Annotated in this window: 11 protein-coding genes; 1 reads left to right on the top strand and 10 read right to left on the bottom strand. The window is 55.9% G+C overall.

The window, feature by feature from the left end:
* Positions 1-614 precede the first annotated feature (614 nt).
* The 8 genes from ELR57_RS25385 to ELR57_RS25350 form a co-directional block, all read right to left on the bottom strand.
* Entirely contained in the window at positions 615-1,502 is an 888-nt protein-coding gene (locus tag ELR57_RS25385; protein WP_238162691.1) for an ADP-ribosylglycohydrolase family protein, read from the bottom strand.
* 9 nt (positions 1,503-1,511) lie between these two features.
* Positions 1,512-2,297 carry a TatD family hydrolase gene (locus ELR57_RS25380; protein WP_126962296.1) on the bottom strand — a complete coding sequence of 262 codons (786 nt, stop codon included), beginning with the start codon at positions 2,295-2,297 and terminating at the stop codon, positions 1,512-1,514.
* 3 nt (positions 2,298-2,300) lie between these two features.
* Positions 2,301-2,870: an RNA 2'-phosphotransferase gene (locus ELR57_RS25375; RefSeq protein WP_126962294.1), complete on the bottom strand. Its 570-nt coding sequence runs from the start codon at positions 2,868-2,870 to the stop codon at positions 2,301-2,303.
* Positions 2,871-2,887: 17 nt separating this feature from the next.
* Positions 2,888-7,807, bottom strand: coding sequence for a DUF4132 domain-containing protein (locus tag ELR57_RS25370; RefSeq protein ID WP_126962292.1), 4,920 nt, complete (start codon positions 7,805-7,807; stop codon positions 2,888-2,890).
* Positions 7,795-8,226, bottom strand: a complete 432-nt coding sequence (locus tag ELR57_RS25365) for a hypothetical protein (protein WP_126962290.1) — start codon at positions 8,224-8,226, stop codon at positions 7,795-7,797. The genes ELR57_RS25370 and ELR57_RS25365 overlap by 13 nt, the downstream gene beginning before the upstream one ends.
* Positions 8,227-8,331: 105 nt before the next feature.
* Positions 8,332-10,032 carry a hypothetical protein gene (locus ELR57_RS25360; protein WP_126962288.1) on the bottom strand — a complete coding sequence of 567 codons (1,701 nt, stop codon included), beginning with the start codon at positions 10,030-10,032 and terminating at the stop codon, positions 8,332-8,334.
* 23 nt (positions 10,033-10,055) lie between these two features.
* A complete protein-coding gene (locus ELR57_RS25355) occupies positions 10,056-12,830 on the bottom strand; it encodes a peptidoglycan-binding protein (protein WP_126962286.1) in 2,775 nt (924 codons plus the stop codon).
* A gap of 70 nt (positions 12,831-12,900) precedes the next feature.
* A complete protein-coding gene (locus ELR57_RS25350; protein WP_126962284.1) occupies positions 12,901-14,100 on the bottom strand; it encodes a sensor histidine kinase in 1,200 nt (399 codons plus the stop codon).
* Between the two features lie 176 nt (positions 14,101-14,276).
* Here ELR57_RS25350 and ELR57_RS25345 point away from each other — a divergent pair, with 176 nt between their 5' ends.
* Positions 14,277-14,825: a topoisomerase DNA-binding C4 zinc finger domain-containing protein gene (locus tag ELR57_RS25345; RefSeq protein WP_126962282.1), complete on the top strand. Its 549-nt coding sequence runs from the start codon at positions 14,277-14,279 to the stop codon at positions 14,823-14,825.
* Positions 14,826-14,892: 67 nt separating this feature from the next.
* Here ELR57_RS25345 and ELR57_RS25340 read toward each other — a convergent pair whose 3' ends face one another.
* Positions 14,893-16,119 carry an RtcB family protein gene (locus ELR57_RS25340; RefSeq protein WP_126962280.1) on the bottom strand — a complete coding sequence of 409 codons (1,227 nt, stop codon included), beginning with the start codon at positions 16,117-16,119 and terminating at the stop codon, positions 14,893-14,895.
* A 25-nt stretch (positions 16,120-16,144) separates the two neighbouring features.
* Positions 16,145-16,927: a nucleotidyltransferase domain-containing protein gene (locus tag ELR57_RS25335; RefSeq protein ID WP_126962278.1), complete on the bottom strand. Its 783-nt coding sequence runs from the start codon at positions 16,925-16,927 to the stop codon at positions 16,145-16,147.
* Between the last annotated feature and the right edge of the window lie 11 nt (positions 16,928-16,938).

The raw sequence follows: 16,938 nt of genomic DNA, 5'->3' as shown, positions 1-16,938 counted from the left end.
GAACACTGTCATTCCTTCCAACAGCAAGCTGTTGGAAGGAATGACAGTGTTCCGTATAGAGAACCGCTTGTCAAGGAATGCGCTTGACAAGCTCCCGCTCGAGCATTAGGCCCAGGAGCAAATGGAAGGTTTCAGGAGAGAATTCGCGTTTTCCGTTTGCACTAGACGAGGATTCGTCGAACGTGCGTTTCTAGCTAGCGCTTGCTCTCCCTGACGAAGGCATAAAATGTGGTAACCAACCCACGGATAGCAGCGTGCCAACCGTCGCTCGCATATTTGCTCCTGTGCCTAGTGCTTGAGTAAAAACAGAACAAATACGAAGGGCTTGACTAAAACGTTCATAGCAACGGAAGTGAGCGACGCTTATATTAGTTAATTAGCCTCGACGAGAGGATTATTGTCAAAATAAGGGCTGTGGCTTCCGTTAAAATCCAGAATACGCCGATCTGCGCCTGTAAGGGTCGCAAATTTCCGTTATAAAACCAGAATGGAAATCAGGGGCATCACCCCGCAGATATTGGGCTGCAACTTACCGTAGAAGAAGCCCCATCCACAGCAGCGCGAGCTTCGGAAAGCACGGGATCTATCCTTAGGCCAATCGCCAAGCTAACCGTCTAAGATAGGCTCATTCTTAAAGCATGCAAATCGAGCGCGAGCTCATTCAAGCGGCCTTGGATCAGAATAGCGTTCGAATAGGACGATGGAATGCTCCCATACCCATAATGGATTCCCGCGAGTCCACCGGCAATAGCCCCTATCGTATCCGAGTCTCCGCCTAAATTGGCCGCTTGCTGAACGACATCGCCGAAATCCGTTGAATGAAGCAGAATGTGAAGCACCCACCGGAAGGTATGAACCACATAACCGCTCGGTGCGCAATCCGGCCGCTCTTCTATTTGATTCTCATAGAAGGTTCCGGCAACCTCGCCGCGAATCGAGCTTCTCATGTCTTCGCCCAGAAGAAGCCGACGGGCGATCCGGTTATAGATGACGCAAGCTTCGCTGCACCGCTCGTCATAGTGGGTCATCTTCGACTGCATTCTTGAGAAGCGTTCCAGCTCCGATAAGTCCGCGTAAGCTAACGCCACGGGGAGACATCTCATGAGCGAACCATTCCCCGCGCTCTGCCCCAGGTCTAGATCCGCAAGGAATGCCGCTTCGAACCAGTCTCCCTCGTAGATTCCCAGAACGTGACGGATAATGTTGCCGATATCCTTCGGTTTGGAACGGTACCACTCCAGGAAACGGCGTCCGATCGGCTCCTTGGGATCCGCCGGGTTCTCCAGAATTCCCTCCGCCACGCATAACGTCATCATCGTGTCATCGGTGACTTCCCCGGGCTCCAACTGCCACACCCCGCCGCCGATGATTTCTTTTAGATATCCATACTGGTAACGAATCTCTAGGGCAGACATGAATTCCGTCGTGCCTCCCAAGGCATCCCCGACGGCAACGCCGTACAACCCGCCCTTGATCCGATCGTACAAACGATCATCCGTCACATGAACCCCTCATTTCAGGAAAAACTGCGCCGCCGTCGCCGTTGTCGCCTCGGCGACCTCCTCTGCGGATCTCCCGAGACTGCGAGCAATGGCTTGAACGATATGCGGCAAGAAGGCGGGCTCGTTCCTTCCGTCCGCCGGCTTGGTCTTCAAGTCCCGCGGAGTGAGGAACGGTGCGTCCGTCTCGATCATTAGACGATTCAGCGGAATCATCTTGATCAGATCCTTCAGATGACGGCCTCTTCGCTCATCGCAGATCCAGCCGGTGATCCCGATATAGAGTCCCATATCCAAGTATGCCTTGAGCTCGGCATAGGTTCCCGTAAAGCAATGCACGACGGCTTTGGGGGCTCCGTGCTCCCGAAGGATCGAGACAAAGTCCGGGAAAGCGTCCCGTTCGTGCAGGAAGAGCGGCATATCCAGCTCGAGCGCCAACCGGATCTGTTCCCCGAACCACTTGCGCTGCGCGTCCCGCGGGGAGAAGTCCCGGTTATAGTCAAGCCCGCACTCCCCGATGGCGACGACCTGCGGCTGAACCGCCAGCTCCCGGAGCTTCGTCATCGTATCCGGGTTGCAGCTCTTGGCGTCATGCGGATGGACTCCCGCCGTCGAGTACAGCTTCCCCGGATAACGCTCCGCATAACGGGCCGCTTCCTGGCTGCTTCTTAAGCTGGTGCCCGTAATAATGAGAGGCGATACGTTGGCGGCTGCCGCCCTCTCGACGACTTGCTCGCGATCCGGATGGAACGAGCGATGCATCAGGTTGACTCCGATGTCTATGGTTTGACTGTTCATTCACTAACTCTCCTCATTCTGTTTGTCCCATACCGAACAGCAGGCGGACGGCACGCTGTCCGCAAGCCACACTTCATTGCCTGCGTAATAGAACGCGACTCCCGACTTTTTGGCGCCCGCCGTATCCACCTTGAGGATGACTAGTTCCCCTCTTCGGCTTCCCGCCAAGGTCGCAAAATGCGTTCCCTCCGACAAATGTACGTACTGCCTGTTCATCGGGCGCAGCCCATCCGCCAGAATCGACGGCAGGGCCTTCTTGTTCGTACCATGATAGAGGATGGTCGGGGGCTCGCCCGGAGAATAATGAATTCTATCATGGCTATGTCCGTATCTGGCTCGGATTCGCCCGTTCTCGATAACGAATCGTTGCTTATCCGAGTTCCGCACCGCTTGCCCGATATCTTCTTCCCGAACCCATTGCCACTTGGGCTGGGTTCGGATGGCCTCCAACAAAGCGCCGACCGGACACGAGCCGTCCTCCGGATCCAGGGCAACTCCGAACTCCTCCGGAGCATGCCTCAGGATCTTGGTCATCAGCTTGCTTAAGCTTATTTCCGATTGTTGATCTAACATGGCATTGCCTGCCTCTCTTACGACCTCAACTGCTCCAGAATCTGAGGGTCCTTGATCTTCGTGTCCTGAGCCAGCATCACGATCTTGGACAGGATCTCCGCCGTCTTAGGGTCCTCGTCCATGAACGGGAGGAACAGCCGGCCGCGATGCTGGGAGTGCACCGCCAGGATAAACAGGGAGCCGGTCGCCATCTTCTGCACGCTCCCGCTTCCGAGGTGTACGCCATACTCGCCAAGCGAACCCGAGATTCTGGCAAAATTCCCTTCCAGCCTTACGTTCGCGATCTTCAGCAGACGCAGCGACTCCGTTACGATCGCCTTGCGCAGCTCGATCGTCGTCAAGCTTGCTTCCGGGTCGACCCCGCCGACGTGCGCCGTGCTGACGACCAGGTCGACATCCCGCATCGCTTCCGAGAAAACAAGGGCGGGTACGCGGCTCAATTCCACCGGTTCATAGGTTCTGCGGTCGAGGAACGTCACGGCCTCCAGCGTCGGCGCTTCGACCTCCGACGGCGAGAACCAATCGGCGCGGGCGTACAGCTGAACGATGATATTCTCCTTGTGGTACACCTTCTGCAGTCCCTCTTCGTAGCTGACCGTCCACTGCCTGCTCTTCAGCAAGGCAGCCGCCCGCTTCGGCTGAACCTGGTGGCCCGCGTAGCGGCCCGAGCTTGCCCCGCTCTCCCGCTCGTCGGCGTTAAGCAGGTACAGCTCCCGGAACACTTGCTTGAACGGCTGCTTGATCCGCTTGTCGAACAGATGCTTCTGATAGAGGCTCCACTCTCCGCTTCGGTAGAGGTGCAGAGGGTGAGCAATGACAAGAAGTTCATCGGCGGCAATCTCCTCGATAGCCCCAGAAGCATCCGAGGAGATTCCCGGCACGCCGACTAGCCGTCCGTTCTCATAGAATCCAAGCCTATCGCCGCACTGGAAGACGAGCTTATGAAGGATCGGCGCCAGAACCGGGTTGCCCGCCAGGTTGGCAAGCTCCTTGCCGGTGAAGCCGTCCCCCGCTTCCATGCTCCGCTCGAACTCGACTCTCGCTCTTCTGTACTGCTCCCTTAGACCGCCGATCGTCTCCTTCAAGGTGACGATGTAAGGGTGCTTGCTCGCCTTGGACGGAAGAGATTTAATCGGCTTCCCGTCGCGGGAAATCTCAAGCTCGGCGCGCCCGTTCTCATCGATGGCGATTCTGGCTTCCATATCCTCGACCGCCTCCGGTTCGAGCATGGGCCGAATCTCTTCGATTTTCCTCGCTTCCATCTCCCACTTGAGACGGACGATGTCCGAGTATCCGGCATTCCGGGCCAGATTCTCCAGAGCGACGGCCGCCGCCTTCGACTCGTTGGCGCTTCGCATCGAGCCGAAGCTCTTGCTCTCCTTCAGGAACTGCTGGATGAACTCATACCTCTCCAGAACGTCCCGACCGCGGTCGCTGCCGATCGGAATCAGGCTGTAGCTCAGCAAGTGATCCCGATTGCGCTTGGCCTGGATGGTCGCCTTCATCTCTGTCGGATCGAGCCGGCCCAGAACGGCGTCCGCGAACAGCTGGGATCGGCGGTGATTGGCTCCCGCGGAGATGTACTTGGCGCATTGATAGAGCACGTTGAATCTCTTCTCGCCTAATTCCTCGTAGGCCTCTTTAAACCATGCGATGTCGAAGGCGCCGTCGTTCAGATCCGCGGGAGAGATCGGCGAATAATGGGCGACGATCGTTTCCTTCTCCGCGGAGAAGTGTTCGTTAACGTGCGCATGGAAGTACCACGCGGCGCTTCGCAGTCCCTTCCAGCCCAGATACTCGGACACGAGCTCGAGCCATTGAGGAGCGTACATCGCCGCCTCCAGCAGCCGTTTCTCGGAGATTTTCTTCCCCTTCAGCGCATCCTTAAGGCGCTGAACGTTGTCTCCCTCAGCGGGATGGCACACGCGAAGCAGATGGCTGAGCGCTTCCTTCTTCGTATGACCGCTGTAGATATAGCCGCGTACGAACGCTTCCTTGTCGAGGGCGGTCAGGATCGCCGAGAAGGTATCCAGCCCTTCGAAATAGTCGATGCCCATCGCGAGCTCCGAGACGTCCGTCGGCAGGTCGCCGCGATTCAACTCAAGCTCCAGGATGACCTTAAGAACCTTCTCCTTGAACCTTCTAATCGTCGGATGCTTCTGCTCGAAGTTTCCCTTCTGCCAGGTCATTGTTCTCATATGGTTCTGGCTGCGATGCTCCCGGGCCAACAGCTCTTGGTACAGTTCTTCATCGTCGATGATATCTAGATCCCTTGCTCGCACGAACTTCTCCAAGTCCAGATGATAATCTCCATTGGCCGTAAGTTTGTCCTTGGTAAGCCTTAGAGAGAAGTATTCGGCGAAGGTTCGATCGTCATAGATGGCATCCTCTGCCCACGATTGCCAAGGCTCGGACAACCGTTCCCATGCGATGGCGCCGGCAACCAGCTTCTTCTCTCTTAAGAAGTGAAGGATTCGATTCCATAGGGCGCTTGCCAATGAGAATCGTGCCGCCTTGTCGCTGTCCTGATAGAAAGCCAAGACCAGAGAGCGAACCTGATCCCGGTACGGCATGCGATGACTCTCTTCATAGAAAGCTTCCATCGTTGCCGCCGGATAGATCTCCCCGTAGAATTCCTTCCCCCAATCTCCCAGCTCCTCGTGCCAACTGCCGTCCCATCCGATGCGCTTGCCCCCGAGATATCGGTAATCCGATTCGGCGGCGAAGTAGAAGGCAAGCTGGGAAAGCTCCCCAACCGTCAAGCCGCTCTTCCGCAAGTAGGCTTCCCATGCATCCGACAGCGGGAACTGTTCCAGATGGGTCTGGCCCGGATCCAACCGATGGTATCCGTTCAGCCGCTCCAGATGGGCTCCAAGCAGATAGCTTTCCCTCTGGCCTCCATAACGATCGACGGTATACTCGTACTCCCTATGCTCATGGATCAAGTCCGACAAGCCTTGAAGGAACGTTTGAATTCTCTCGATCGGCATCTGGAAAAAGCCGCGCGCCGTCTCGTCCGAAACTTCGGAGAGAGGAGGGAGTCGGTTGCCCTGGTTAGGGTCGTATAAGCCGCCGAACCCGTTTAGCAGTCCCTTCTGCTCCATCGTCCGCAGCCGTTCGACCAACGGACGCTCTTTGTCCGTCGGCTCTTGGATCATCGAAGCCAAGCTTCTGACCCGTCCGAACAAGGAGGCCTGCTCCTTGTCTTCCTTCAAGACGCAGAGCATCTCCAGCGCTCCTAGACGCGGCAGTTCCATCTGGTTTGCCAGCAGCGCCTTAATCGAACGCTCCACTTGCTCGGGAGGCTGCTTCAGCAGCACCTTCATCGCGCTCTGGCGAAGCGAGCCTGTCTTCAGCTTCAGCAGATCCTGTACCCGTTCGAGCTCCTCCGCCGTTAAGTCGAACTCCGCAATTCGATGCAAGGCGTTCTCCCGAATGGTCAGGCTCTTATCGGACAGAGACTCCAGAAGGAACCGCCTCTGCTCCTCCTTCGATGCATCCCGGACGAATTTGCGAAGCAGCATGCCGCGGACTTCCGCGCCGATTCGATCCTTAAGGCCGATCATCTGACTGATCAGATCCGGATTTAAATCATACGCCGCCAGATAAAGCATCCGGTTCGCGATGTCGTCGGCGGAGACGGAATAGGTCATCCAATCGAAGACCCTCGACTTTCCCGTCACTTCCGGTTTCGGCATCCCGTCCAACATTTTTCTAAACAGCTCGAAATGACGCAGGCGCTCCGCTTTATTTTCCAACAGGGTTATCCGATCGACGATCGGCTTGCTAGTCTCCGGATCCTCATTCGGGTCGTACCACTGCTGGTCCGCGTAACGGTTGCCATAATTCGAGAGGACAAGAGACTGAAGCTCCAGATCCGTATGGGCGGCTTCCAGATAAGGAATGGCGAGCGCGAAACGAAGCTTGTCGTTCTGGCTTCTCGCGAGGAAATATTGTGCGACGATCTGCTGATACATGGAGCCGTGTTCCCGAATCTGCCGGAAGAGATCGGGAAGCTGTTCCTCTTCCCTTACGGCGGTACCCCACAAGGCGAAGTAGAGCTTATGGACATCGGTGCTGCCCGCCCACTCTTGGCACAGCCGCTCATCGTTCAAGCATGCCTGAGCGTACTCGACGCATTGCTTGACCACTCTCGTATTCGCCGCTTCCAGCGCAAGGCCCGTCCATACGTCCAGCGCGCGAACGACGGAGCTGTACCGAATGAGTTCCTGCTCGATAATGACTTGAAGCAGATACCGGAAAGCTTCGATCGTACCGTCATCCATCGACTCCAAGATGCTCTGTCGAAGCCCTTCCTGCAATCGCGCCGCGATCAACATCTGGCCGAGCAACTGATGAGCCTCCGAATGATGGCTGTGAACGATGCCTCTTATCATTGCCCGATTCAGGAGAGCCGTGTTGTTCTCGCCGAAGCAGATCTCCTGAAGAGCCTCATAGACTTCGCGATTATCCCGATCCAGCTCGTAAGCCAGAACGTAGGCGATGATCCCGTGATCGGCCTGATCCTGCCTCGTCAGATACTCCATCAGCGAGAAGCCCAAGCGGGACAAATCATAGAGAGCGAATAGATGATAGACCGCGCGTTCCACATGAACCCGCACATTCTTCGTTCGGAACGGCTTGCGCATATACCCGGTGCTGTAGGGATACTCGGTCAGGCGCTCGGTGACGTACCGGTAAACGTCTACCAGATAGTCGTCGCAATGCTGCTTAAGAACGGCAATTAGAGGCTCGAAGTAGGAATCTCCGTTGCCTTCCTCCTGATGCCTATCCAATATCTTGGCGATATCTGCAATTCGAGGTTCGCGGTAAAAAGCATTCTGGCGAAGATGCCCCGCGATCAGAGATTCCAGCTTCTTCGTCCGCTCGCTTGCTTGATGGCCGTCCATATCGATTCCCTCCATTACCAAAGCCAAAGCCGAGTTCTCCCGGCCAGCATCGTGAATTTGATGAATGCCGCTTCGTCCCCGTCCTGAAGCTCCAGCTTGGAGCTTAATTCCGGCACTTCCTCCTCGCGGATGAATACCCGGTAGAGCCCGTCCTCAAAGGCGCTCCATGCCGCTCGAACCGCCTCTTCCTCGTTCGCCTGCCGGTCGTCAACCCGCGAGCCGAAGCCGATCTTGCCTTCCTCTCCCCGCCCTGTCAGTTCTTCTTCGGGCATAAAGGAGAGAAGCTGCGAGCCCTCTGCACGATCATTGAACTCTCGTACCTGACGGATGACGATATCCGCTATCAAGTCTCGCAGAGTGTCCGGAGCGGAGGCGAGCGCATATTCTTTTCTCGTAAGAATCGGCTTTCTCTTGCCGACGCTTTTGACCGTGAAGTAGATTCTCATGGCGGCTCCTTCCTTGGCCGTGCATATGGGTACTATTCCAAACGCATTTACACATGTTTCCATAATAACATAGGCGGCGCCCGTGTAGGCACCGCCTTGAAACTGCTATCTTAACTTGGAGGCATGACCGAAGCCTAGCGCGCAGGTGAACGGGTGAACGACATTATTCGCATTACTATCCGTGGTGAGGGGCATGACAGGCTTGATGTCCGGGGTCGAGACGCTTGCCAGCAGGTATGACGTGCTGAAGCAAGCGAGCGACCAGCGTTCGTCCGGATCTCTCCATTCTTCGGCCCAGGCATTCCCGGCCGCGGGGGGTACCGTCACGATCTTGCGAAGCGCGGCGAGCGCGGGAAACAATTGGGACGGGCGGACATTTCCTATGGTATAGCCGGAATGGTACATGCGCAGACGCCGTTTGTCTCTGCCGGAATTCAACCATGCGATCAATTTCTTCTCGAGCGTCTCTCTCTTTATCGCTGTCAGCGCTTCGTTAAGAGAGAAGTCGAGGTCCCATATCTCGCTCCAAAGTTCGGCAAACTCTCTGCCAGATGAAGCGTTGGGGATGCCGAAGAATGCAGATGGAAATCTTCCGGCATCCTTGATCTTGACGTTGTCGATAACCCGCAATGCGCCGCTGACGCCGCTGCTGAACCCGGCAACCGTCACCTTCCGGATCTTCGGTCTCGGCTGGTTGACCGAACTCATAGCGGTTGGTCCGGGCATCTCGGGCATTCCGTCCTCGGGAGCGGAAGCCCCCTGCCAGCGCCTAAAGTCGGAGCCGTCCTTGTAACCGAAGCCATGGAGGAACTGCGAGATTTCCAGCAACAACCGGTGCAGCCCCTCTTGGGAGTTGAACGGCTGCCACATCAGCTCCGCAGCTTTCGGGTTATCCGGCACGGCCGGGAAGATCGGCATGACAACGACTGCGGGCTTGCCGGAAGCAATGGACTGCTGCACCAGCACCCCGCTGCCGAACAGGTAGCGGTAAGCGAGATTAAGATAGGGCTGAGACATGGTATCCTTCGGAGAGACGACATAGGGATAGTTGGACCGGAAAGGGTAGGCCGAGCGCGGATAGCCCTCGGCCGCCGTGCTGGGACTGAAGAAGACGATATAATCCAGCCCCTCTTCCGGAATCCTCTCCTTGAGCGAGGGCGCCCAGACCGCGATCAGGAAACGGGGTTCGTCAAGGCGCTTGCCGGTTACGCCGCCGTACTCCAGCCATAAGAATCCGCCGTGATCCTCCGGAATAATAGGTTGCGAATCCTTCGTATGAAGCCGGCCCCAGCCCTCTTTTGACGCCTCGGATAGGATGGTTCCCGCGATTCTGCCCGCCGATGAGTCTTCCAGCATTCGCACTACCGTATCCGTACGAAGCATCGAACCTAGGACAGCATAACGCTTGGGACTGCCTTGTTCCTGCAAGGAGAACGCTCCGGGCTTGTCGCCGCTGGTTTTCTCTCCCCAGGGAGGAGGGGTGACCGGCGCTTGCCGAACCCTCCCCAAGGTAATTTTCAATTCATAGCCGGCCTGCTTCTTAACGAGCTCGCAGCCGCGATTATCCCAATAGTAAGGTTCGGTACCGAGCAGGACCGTCACTCGCTGGGAAGCATAGTCGGGATGCTCGACCGTAACGGTCAATCTCTTCGTCTCGGAGGACGGCGTCAAGCCGAAGGGCTCGGAGATCGTCGTCGCATGGGACAGAATCTCGGAAGGGGTCTCCAGCTGGATGGAGACGGAAGCATCGCTTGGAAGCGGCTGATCCAGGACGTCCACCATCCGGATGACTATCGGAATTCCCACGGCTGTTTCCCTCCATTATCCCTTTAGAGTTGCCTGCCCGTCTTGGGATCGTAGGCCACCTCGACCGGGACGACTTGGTCGGTCGGCAGCACTTCGATCCATTGGTCGAAGACGGCGAAATTCTTATCCTTATTGTTCGGATCCTTGTCGGGATCGTTCGGGTCGAAGCGGAATCCCCCTTGCAACGGATAGAACCCATGCTCATAGACCTTCTGCACGGGAGTCGTCGTTACTTTATCGTCGGGATTCGTCTCCGTCTCCGGATACGTCTTGCGCTGGGTGGATTCCTTATTCTTCTCCGCTACGTCCTTGCATAAGGAATCGATGGCATTCCGAATGGTGACCGTCTCCGCCGGATCCATCCCCAGCTTAACCCGAATCGAATCCAGTTCCTCATCGGAAGCGGTGTAATGGTCATCCAGTCCTTCCGATCCTTCTACGTTCACGGACTGCAGCCATTGAAGCGCCGCTTGCTCTTTGCCGGGACGAATCGGGATCACCGCTTTGACCCAAGGCGCATTAAGAAAAGCATTCCGCAGATTGTCCCCGTCAAGCTGCAGCAGCCAGCCAAGCGAGCTGCCCATCGGAGCCGGCGCCGTCTTCTCGGTGATCCAATAATTGTCCGGCCTGTGGTCGCCGCGGGACCAGGAGATGATCTGATTGTTCAATCTGGTCCGCAGCGTAAATAAGCTCGGCTGTTCGATTCTCGGCTTCCACCATTCCGGCGCGACGAAATACAGCATTTTATCGATATCGAAAATAGAGTTGATCAGCTCGGAGAGGACGTGGCGGCTTCGGTCGTCGGCATGGCCGTATTGAAAATCCGACATCAAGGAACGAAGCAGATTCCGGTAAACGATGATGCGTTCTTCCTCGCGCAAATCCTCGAAGCTGCGTTTGGAGAGGCCGCGCACGATCTCCAATCGTTCCTTGGAATCCTTGAGCAGCGCTTCCTTGGTCTTGCGCAGATTCTCTTCGGTCGCGGCTGCGGCCGCCGTATTCTTCTGTTGGTTCAAGAGGTCGATATTGGCTTTGGTCGCGTTGCTGGCGGTATAAGTCAGTACGACATTAACGACGAAGCTGATCTGCTTATCCCATTCGATTCCGCCGTCGCCCGCTATCACTCCGAGCTGGAGTTCCCCTTTCTCCGCGAATCGGACCCCGAACGCCCAGATGCCGGTGAAGTCCGTTCCCGCTCCCGAGACCTGATAAGCCGGGATGATCGTCCCTTCGGGCTCCCTTCGGAGCTCCAACCCTTCCGGCGCGAATGGCAGATCGAGAGGCGTCAGCATCACGAAGCCGCGCTTCCGGGACTCCCCGAAGTTCCATGATGCATTCACTTTCAGAGAGACAAGCTGGTCCTCGGGATAAGGGATCCGCGTGTGGTCCGGAACCGAGACCAGTTCGGCCGGCTGGGCGATATGAATCAGGTTGGCCAGGCCAAGCTGCTCGCCGGGGTCGTCCACGAACGTCTCCCAGCAGAGGTAAGTGCCGACGTCTTGAACTTGTACGCCTATCTGCCTCATTTTCCTCCGCAGCTCATAGTTGATCAGGTTCTTAGACGTGTTCGATAATAGGTACCGCTTGCTTGAAGTGTCCGTCACTTCCGTTACCGTCCGGAAAGTAGACTTGTAATTCTGGCGGATCTCCGTCGAGAGCTTCTGCGTTTGCTGCCTCATCTTCTTGTGCGTGTCTTCTCTCGCCACTTGCTGGGTTTGATCCATGTTCAGGCTTCCCGTGGCGGTGACGCTTCCGGTCCCCCAGGATTGCTTCGCGGTGGTCGTAATTCCCAGCTTCATGTCGTTCTTGTTGTCTTGCTTGACCGCTTCGCTGATATCGTCTTGATCGGTCGAGCTGCTCTCCGTTTTCTGGTCCGTCTCAAGGGAGGTCTCGACGATCTTCTCCGTGGTGATCTTGCGCGAGCTTGTCTCGATCAGCTCGACGGAGGCTCCCGGACTGAGCCAAACATGGCTGGTAGGCGTGCCGAGGAAAGTATCCAATTCGAAGAAATATTGACGGAACAAATGAACGATGCCTAGAGGCGATAAAGAAACATCCTTCACATCCTTATTCGGATCGAAGGTCAGATAAGGATCCTCGTAACTCGAATTCGTTGTTGCCAACGCGTCTTTGAACGCTTGCTCCACGTCTTTGTCCGAATTAACGTAAAATATTTTTCTCAGCTCATCCGACCGTTTGTTCTCGATTAAGGCTTGAATGACTCCCGCATATTGCGCATCGGTCTCGATAAGCTTCCGAATCTCGCTCTGAATTTGGCTTCCGTATGCAAGCTGCCGTTGCCGGAACGATTCATCGGATTCTCCGGCAGTTGGCTCTAATTGATGTACCTTCCTGCCGCGTTCTATCGATAGATCTCTGTAGTAGGGCAGCACGACGTCGTTCAGAAGTTTCTTCAACGCATCGTAACCGATGAGATGATCCCAATCTCCAATGTCGTCTACCGGCTTGCCGTAGGATGACAGAGCTTCTCCTATCTTCTCAAGAAGAATCGACTGATCCTGCTGCACCACGCGAGGTCTGCTGAACGACGCCGGCCCCAAGACGACGTCTTCGATGAAGAAATCGGCATTAAAGTCGATTCGCTCCCTGAGCTCGAAGTAAGGAGCCAGCCGCGACAGGAGAGCAAAGCTCTCTTGTTCATACGCGTCCTTCATTCGATTGGCCTGCCTCTTCGACTTCCATCCGATCAGAGACTGGTACACGCCGTAAAGCTCGCTGTCATAAGGAAGAATGGAAGTATAGCTCGTTAGATCCGAGATCCGCTTTGCATTCGTCATTCGAAGCCCTCCTTCATCTCATACAAGCATTGCTTGACCAGAGAATAACAGAGGAGCCGCGGGAAGTCTGTCAGTTCGTGCGGAACGACACCTTCGTCCCGATTCCGACCGCACTGTCGATCGTGATGGATTGGCCGTAGAGCAGCTTCAAGCGCTGGTTGATGTTCCATAACCCGAAGCCCTGCTTCTGCGATCCTGATTCCATGATCTCCAACCGTTTGGATTCGGCAATCCCGCAACCGTTATCCTCAACGCTGATGCTGACCGAATCGTCGGCTTGCTGACGAATGGACACTTTGACGGTGCCTCCTTGCACGTTGCGCGTCACGCCGTGCCGGATAGCGTTCTCGACAAGCGGCTGCAGGATCATCGGGGGGATCGGAAGCCGAGGATCGGCGTTCACGTCGAACTCCACCCTCAGCCTTTGTCCGTAACGCACCTTCTCTATATTCACATAGGCTTGTACCAGATCTAGCTCGTGCTGCAAGGGAGTCAGAGTATCCAACGTTTGAAAGTTAAAGCTTCCTCTCAAGTATCGCGAGAATTCCAACGTCAAATCCTGCGCTTTCTGCGGTTCGTCGATGCAGAGGGAGGCGATGGAGTTCAAGGCATTGTGGAGAAAATGCGGCTTGATCTGCGAACGCAGAAGGGCGATCTCCGCGGCATGGGCATCCGCTTGCAGCTGCCGGTTCCTCCGGAGCATGTTCGATATCGATTCGTTCAGGGAGATGAATAGAGAGAGGACGACGAGGGATAGGACGTAATGAAGAAGCTGCACTTGGAATACCGGCGGAGAGAAACCTCGGAGGATGATGTTGAAGAGAACCCCGACAAGGCTGTAGAAGGAAGCGAGGGAAAGCGCGATGAGCAGCTTCCTGCCGCGTTCGGACCGGGCGAACGCCTGTTGATAATACAGAATCGCAGGCATGCAGACAGCCAGCACGATGACGGTCAACAACAAACCTAAGTCCATTCCGAAGGATAGGCGGTACAGGGCGATCGCGGCCGCCAGGATAAGTCCTGTTCTTCTGCCGCCGTACAGCGTCCCTAGCAGCAGAGGAATGGCCCGGATATCCAGACGAAAATCGGAGTCCGCATAAGCGGGAATAGACATGCAGATCAAGAGGGAGAGCCCGAACAGGACAGTGAGGACAAGCCTGATGAGACGCTCCTTCTCAGCCTTCTCGATAAGAATCAATTGAATCGAGAACACCGGAAAGGCGATAAAGGATATCTGCAGCAGAAAGTCCTTGATTACGGCTAGGCTCATCTAATCACCCGCATGGAGAATCTCACTTGCTATCTCCAAGTATAGTTCAAAAGAAGGAAAAAAGAATCCTGCGAAATAGGCAGATGGCTGAATGTGTCGAAATCTCTCGGATTAGGCTTGGGATATTCTACCATATCCTATATAATTGATAGAGCACACGTCTGGAGGGGAAAAGGATGTCGCATAGCAAACCATTGGGCCATGATGATGTAAGCGGCTTCGAGTTCGCCAGAGAGATGTTGGACGGGAATCCGACGGCGGCCGTTAATATCGAGAGGATCCAGCATCATCCCGACAAAGGATTCATCATCTTCGAATACCTGAAGTGCGAACAACGGGATGACGTGAATCCTCATACCAGTCATCCGAGTAAATATTGGGATAAGAACAAGAGCAAGTTTCTCTCGCTCTGGAGAATCGCAAGAGCTCTGAATGCCACCTTATATCTTGTCAATTACGCGGATGCAGGCACTAGAGACAGCGATATGATTCTCGTCATCGAAGTTCTTGATATGGACGAGAACGGAATTACTAGAGAATCTGTAACCCAACATACCCGGGGCAGCTTTCAGCAGTTCTTCCGCGCTCTGAATACGGAGTGCCTGGGCGAAATCCCTTGTCCTCTATGCGGCTCGCCTATGGTAAAAAGAAAAGGTCCCAAGAAAGAATTCTATGGATGCAAACAATTCCCAACAACGGGATGTACGGGCAAAATCTTTATCTAACCATCCATAACCCGCCAACGGCACAAAGGCCGAAGGCGGGTTCTTGCATGGATCAAGATCAATCTATCTAGTCTTTGTACGGGTCGAACTCGTCCGCCCCGGCCATGCATACCCCGATCGGCCTCAAGACGTGCAGCACCTCGATCGTATTCGCATGCGCGTCCAGCACGTCCTGAAGCTGGCGATAGACGAACGGGCTCTCGTCTGTTCCCGCGCCGCGCAGTTCGACTCCGAAGTCGCGGACCGCACGGTTCATTTGCTCCGCGGAGATTTGCCCGCCGGAGCGAGAGCGAGTCTTCCAGTTCATCTTGCCCGCCGCTTGCGTGCGGCTCATGATCCGTCCCGCTCCGTGCACGGTGCTGTAGAAGGAATCTCGATTCTCCGACGTATCCTTTCCGCGTACGATGACCGAGATATCCCCCATGCTTCCCCCGATGAAGCCAAGCTGGCCCGGCGACGACGGCGTCGCCCCCTTGCGGATGACCATGGTATCCCTGCCGTTGTGATTCTCCCGCCACGCGAAGTTGTGATGGTTATGGATCTCCATGTCCGCCGCGGCCCCGACAATGGAGAGCACCTGCGAGATCACGTAATCCCGGCCGGCGTACGCGTAACGTCCGGCAAGCTTCATCGCGCGGAAGTACATGTCGCCAAGCTCGCTGTCCAGGTCCAGCAGCACGGGCGGTTGATCCATCTTCTCGCCCGGCGCATTCGCAAGGAACTCCCGCCCGGCGGCCAGATTCAGGAAGCCGCTGGCGGTCTTGTGACCGAAGCCTCGGCTCCCGAAATGATTGCCGATCCACAGCCGGCCCGTTCCTATCTCTTCGAACAGATCCACGAAGTGATTGCCGCTGCCGACCGTGCCGAGCTGATCCCGAGCCAGTGCCTTAAGCTTGTCGTGCTCCCGCTTGCCGACATCGGCGTATACGCTCCAGTCCGGATCGTCGAACAGCTCATGATCCACCTTCTCGCTGTTGACGCGGCCGACGCCGAAAGAAACCTTGCGGGCGATCTGGTCCATGACGACGGACAATCTCGGCTTGATATCCGCGGCGAGCAGATTCGTCCGGACCGCCTTATTGCCGCACGCAATGTCGTAGCCGACTCCAGAAGGGGAGATCTGCCCGTCGTAAGCGACGACGCCGCCGATCGGCTGGCTGTAGCCCTTGTGGTGATCCGCCATGAGCAGCGCCTGCACCACGTTCCCGTGCTCCGCGCACGTCTTCGCTTGGGACAGCGCGCCCGGATCGGGTTCGCCCCAGACTCGCACTCCATCTATCGTTTGATAAGCCATTTTCTTAACCTACTTCCTTCCTCCATCAATTCCATACTTCACGCAGAGTCGATCGGAACATCGAGTCCAGACGTTCATCCGCCTTCCACTCGGACGCCCTGCTCTCCGCTGCGCTGCTCTCCAAATGTTGAATCCGCTCTTCCAAATAATCGTTGATTGGATTGAGCCTCGGTTCATAGTCCAATTCATCGCCGGCTTTCTTGCGGGCGAGGAGCTGCTGGACGACGCCCCATAACGGTCCTTCCTTCGGAAGGAGCCGTTCGACCAGAACGTCGAATTCCATCGGAGGCATCTCTCCGTAACGCTCGATCCATTCGCAAGCCAGGATTGGCCTGAGTACGTAGAAATACTTCTTGATTCGGACCCGCTCTCCCTGCAGGTAGTCCCTATAGTTGCCGCGAGCCATGTGCAGATAGTGATACATGCTCGACTTCGGAGAGAACGTTAGCGGCGAGATCTCTCGAAGCTGCTCCGCTATGCCGTATCTCTCGGCATACCGGATGGGCGAGATCAGCCACTCGAGCAGAGGCGGGTTCGATTTGCGGTATAGGTTGAGCGCTTTGCGCAGGTCCCATCCGCTGATATCCAGCCGGTCGCTAATGGGCCGCTCGATGACATCCCTTTTCTCGAATAGGGATAGATACCAGTCCGGCTTCCGGACATAGAGGAAGCGAACATCGTAATCGCTGTCCTTGGACGGAAATCCCCATGCCCGGCTTCCGGATTCGCATGCGTATAGGATACGGATCTGCTCTTGCCGCTCAAGAAGATCCAACTGTTCCATGATCGTCTCTCTAATGGCTTGCATATGTTATCACC

This window comes from Cohnella sp. AR92, assembly GCF_003990975.1.
Classification (GTDB): Bacteria; Bacillota; Bacilli; order Paenibacillales; family Paenibacillaceae; genus Cohnella.
This window is presented reverse-complemented; position numbering and strand designations above follow the sequence as displayed.